Genomic DNA, 4,444 nt, shown 5'->3' on the forward strand with positions numbered 1-4,444 from the left:
CCTGCCACGGCGCCCGGCCGTCGACGAGCAACTCCGCGGCCAGGGCCGGATCGACGTTCGCGAGCGTCTCGAGGTCGACGTCACGCAACGCCGCGGCCAGATCGGCGTCGAACGGCTGGGCCCGCTCGTCGAGGTATCCCGGCGCCGCGACGCTGCGCCGGGCGCTGCCGCCGCCGACGACGATGAGCACGCACGCCCGTTCGGCGAGCTCGCGCCCGATCTCGGCACACCGTGCCCGAGTCTCGTGCGGCGCGATCTCGACGACACTCACGTCAGCGCCGTGGTCGGGCCCGAGCGCGCGCCGCGCCACCGTCTCGGCCACGGGCTGCTGATCGGCCGGCACGACGATGATCACCTCGCCGCCGACCGAGGTGACCTCCCTGGCAGCGCTCGCCACGAGGCTCCGCAATGACGCGGCCACATCGACCGCGCCGGTCAGTTCGCGCAGCAGCAGCGGCGCCCCAGGGATGAACGCGACGGCCCGCACTCCCCCGGCCCCACGCGCCTCCGCCACGGCCATCACGCCAACCCCCGCACGACCCGCGTCGGCGGCCGCTGACCGGCGATCGACGCGACCATGTCCAGCACCTGCCGCGTCGCTCGCACGTCATGCGCCCGGAAGATGTTCGCCCCCAACCACGCCGAGATCGCCGTTGCCGCGAGCGTGCCGTTGAGGCGTTCGTCGACGGGCAGGTCCAGGGTCTCGCCGACGAAGTCCTTCCGCGAGAGCGAGACCAGCAGCGGCCACCCGGTCGCACTCATCTCCGCCAGGCGACGCGTCACCTCGAGCGAGTGCCACGTGTTCTTGCCGAAGTCGTGCGCCGGGTCGATGATCACCGACCTCGGGTGCACGCCCAGAGCGACCGCCCGCTCCGCCTCGGCGAGCACGTGCTCGAGCACCGCCGCCATGACGTCGTCGTAGTGCACGCGGTGCGGGCGCGTGCGCGGCTCGGCTCCACCGACGTGGGTGCACACCAGCGCCGCATCGAATTCGGCTGCGACAGAAGCGAGTTCACGGTCGTAGCCACCCCACGCGTCGTTGAGCACGTCCGCGCCGACCTCGCACACGGCCCGCCCGACGTCGGCGCGCCACGTGTCGACGCTGATGACGACCTCGGGGAACTCCGCGCGCACGGCCGCGACGAACCCGACGACGCGGTCCATCTCCGCGGACGTGTCGACGGCATCACCGGGCCCGGCCTTGACCCCGCCGATGTCGACGATCTCCGCGCCCTCGGTCACGGCCTGCCGCACGCGCGCCATCGCCGCCTCGTCGCCGAAGGTCGCGCCACGGTCGAAGAACGAGTCGGGCGTGCGGTTGACGACGGCCATGACCAGACGTGCGTCGTCGGCGAACTCCCGGCGGCCCAGGCGGATCATCGTGGCGCTCCGTACTCGGCGAACGTCGCGGCCGGGGGTCGCTCGCCCACGCGCACGGGCGTGACGACCTCGCGGACCTCACCGCCGCGGCCCAGGTACTGGGTCAGCGGCACGACCGAGGCTGCCGACGCCCGCCCTCGTCGGGCATCGGCCGCGGCCAACACCTCCACCGCCATCGCCCCGAGCGCGGCCAGATCCTGATGCGTGTGCCCGCGCGCCCCGAGGTCGACCTGCGCGATCGCGCCGAGACCGTGGCGGGTGTACACGTCGATGAGCACGGCCATCTCGATGCCGTAGCCAGTGGGCACCGACACCTGCGCGAGCACGTCGCGACGCACCGCCCACTCCCCGCCCAGCGGCTGGCGGATCGCGGCCAACTCGGGCCACCAGAGATTGAGCGCCGGCCGCGCCATGAGTTCGGTGACGCGCCCGCCCTGGGCCCCGGCCGGCGCGTGGGACTCTCCGTTGCCGTCGATGTCCCCGTCGGCGGCGAGCCGTTCGTAGTCGCCCTTGACGAGCACGATGTCGTCGGAGGTGATCATCGGCGCCAGCACGCCGGAGACGAAGTGCGTGCCCCACACGGTGAGGTCGGCGTCCAGGAACGCGACGAGGTCACCGCGCGTGACGAACTGCGAGCGCCACAGGGCCTCGCCCTTGCCCGGAGCCGGCCCCAGACCGACCGGACCGACCTCACCCGCCCGATGCACGACGGCTCCGGCCCGGGCCGCGACCGCGGCGGTGTCATCGGTCGAATCGGAGTCCATGACGACGACCTCGTCGAGCAGGCCGACCGCGTCGACGAGCTCGGCCCGCACCCGCGCGACGATCCCGCCCACGGTCGGCGCTTCGTTGCGCGCGGGGATGACGCAACTGATCGTCAGCCCGCGGTCGCGTTTCAGGCGCGCCAGTGCGGCCACGTCCGTCGTCATCTCACCCATGTCTCGCCCACTCTACGGGTACTCGCGGTTGACGCTGAGTGATGGATCCGCGTGGCCTATACCCGGGTATGGGCCACGCGGATCCATCACTCGGCGGGGGTGGTGGCTGGGATAGCCTGCGCCCACAACGACACAACGACACATGACGTGACGATGCAGGAGACGGTGTGGAGACGACGACAGCCCAGCCGGAGCGACGCGTCGCCAGCCCGAACCTCATCATGGTCACCCTCTCGCTGTGCGGGGTGCTGGTCTCGCTGCAACAGACCCTGCTGCTGCCCCTGCTCCCCGATCTGCCCGAGATCCTGCACACGACCGCCGACAACGCTCCGTGGATGATCACCGTCACCCTGCTCTCCGGAGCCGTCGCAACACCGGTGATCTCGCGCCTGGCCGATGCGTACGGCAAGCGCCGGATGATCGTCGTCACCCTGCTGTTGATGATTCTCGGATCGCTGATCGGCTCCTTCTCGACGACCCTCGCCCCGGCGCTCGTGGCCCGGGCGCTGCTGGGCACCTCGATCGCCATGCTCCCGGTCGGTATCGCGATCATGCGCGACGAACTGCCGCCCGACCGCGTGCCGCTGGGCGTCTCGCTGCTCAGCGCCACGCTGTCGTTCGGCGCGGGGCTGGGTGTGCCGCTCGGTGGCGCGTTGGGGCGCTACGCCGACTGGCACGCGACGTTCTGGCTGCCCGGGGCGCTGGCGGTCGCGCTGGTCATCCTCCTGCCGCGGGTCGTGCCCGAGTCGTCGGTGGTCAGCCGCGGCCGGTTCGACATCGCCGGTTCGATCCTGCTCTCGCTCGGTCTGGTCGCGCTGCTGCTGGCGATCTCGAAGGGCGGCACCTGGGGCTGGTTCAGCGCCCAGACCGCGACGTTCGGGGTTGTCGGCGTGGTCATCCTCGCGGCGGTGTGGGTGCCCCATCAGTTGCGCGTGGCGCACCCGCTCGTCGACCTGCGCACGGCCGCGCGGCCGGCGGTCACGCTCGTCAACGCCGCCGGGCTCGGGCTGGGGTTCGCGGTGATGATCAACATGCTCGTCACGAGCCAACTGCTGCAGACCCCGACGTCGATCGGTGGGTTGGGGCAGTCGCCCATGGCCGCAGGGATGTGGATGATCCCCGGAACGGTCGCGTTTGCGGTGTTCGCGCCGATCTCCGCGTGGCTGTCGGCGCGGTTCTGCCCGCAGACGACGATGCTCATCGGCACCGGCGCCACCGCTGTCGGGTTCGTCGCGTCGGTGTTCCTCTCGTCGCAGTTGTGGCAGATCGCGCTGGTCTTCGCCCTGACGAGCGCGGCGATCTCGATCGCGTACGCGGTCATGCCGACGATCCTGCTGCGCTCGGTCCCGGCCACCGAATCCGCCTCGGTCAATGGCCTCAACACGCTCATGCGCTCGGTCGGCACGTCGGTGGCGAGCGCGGCGGTGGCGGCCGTCATCGCGGCCAGCGCCATCCAGGTCGGCGACCGGGTGTATCCGACGCACTCGATGATGATGGTGCTGTTCTGGGCGTCGGTGGTCACGCTGGTCGCCACGATTCTCGTCGCACCCCTGTTCCGCATTCCGGGGCTCGACCAGGCCACGGCCGAGGCGGTCGGCATTCCGGAGCGGGTGCTGCGCGGGGTGGTCCGCGAGCCCGACGGCACTCCGCTGGGCCACGCGATGGTGACGGTCATGGGTCCGCACGGGGTGCACGTCGATTGGGACCGCGCCGACGCCTCGGGCACGTACACCATCGCGGTCCCCGACGAGGGCCGCCACCTGCTCGTCGTCTCGGCCGACGGATGGGACCCGGAGAGCACGCTCATCGACCTGCACCCGGAGCTGGAGAGTCAAGACCTCGTTGTCCGCGAGCGCACCGCCGTGCTCGGTCGGTTGACGCTGAACGGCGCTCCGGTCAGTCATGGGAGCGTCGTGATCACCCGACGGTCTGGTGAGTACGTCTCGGCGGCCCGCGTCGCGCCGGACGGGACCTACCGCATCGACCTCCGCGAGTACGGACGCTTCGTCGCCAGTGGCATCGATCTGCAGGGGTCGCACACGCGGGCGGTGCCGTTCGCGTCCGGAGCGACGTCCGTGACGGTCGACATCGACCTCACCCCCGCCGCCGCGCCCACCCCGACCCCC

At 71.6% G+C, this 4,444-nt stretch carries 4 protein-coding genes; 1 reads left to right on the top strand and 3 read right to left on the bottom strand.

All coding sequences use genetic code 11. From position 1 onward, the window contains the following. From KD1_RS02215 to KD1_RS02225, 3 genes are all read right to left on the bottom strand, one after another. A partial coding sequence (locus KD1_RS02215) for a class III extradiol ring-cleavage dioxygenase family protein (protein WP_068396896.1) occupies positions 1-520 on the bottom strand: 520 nt, incomplete at its 3' end. Next, positions 520-1,380, bottom strand: a complete 861-nt coding sequence (gene folP, locus KD1_RS02220; protein WP_068396899.1) for a dihydropteroate synthase — start codon at positions 1,378-1,380, stop codon at positions 520-522. The genes KD1_RS02215 and folP, both read right to left, overlap by 1 nt. Next, positions 1,377-2,318, bottom strand: coding sequence for a glucosyl-3-phosphoglycerate synthase (locus KD1_RS02225; protein ID WP_068396902.1), 942 nt, complete (start codon positions 2,316-2,318; stop codon positions 1,377-1,379). The genes folP and KD1_RS02225 overlap by 4 nt, the downstream gene beginning before the upstream one ends. A 167-nt stretch (positions 2,319-2,485) precedes the next feature. On the opposite strand from KD1_RS02225, the gene KD1_RS02230 reads away from it, so the two are divergent. Next, on the top strand, positions 2,486-4,444 hold a 1,959-nt coding region (locus KD1_RS02230), incomplete at its 3' end, for an MFS transporter (RefSeq protein ID WP_068396905.1).

This window comes from Kribbia dieselivorans NBRC 106261, from assembly GCF_001552435.1.
GTDB classification, from domain to species: Bacteria; Actinomycetota; Actinomycetes; order Actinomycetales; family Dermatophilaceae; genus Kribbia; species Kribbia dieselivorans.

Coding starts and splice junctions, on each gene's coding strand:
- folP (WP_068396899.1), bottom strand. CDS start 1,380: ATGATCCGCCTGGGCCGCCGGGAGTTCGCCGACGACGCACGTCTGGTC.
- KD1_RS02225 (WP_068396902.1), bottom strand. CDS start 2,318: ATGGGTGAGATGACGACGGACGTGGCCGCACTGGCGCGCCTGAAACGC.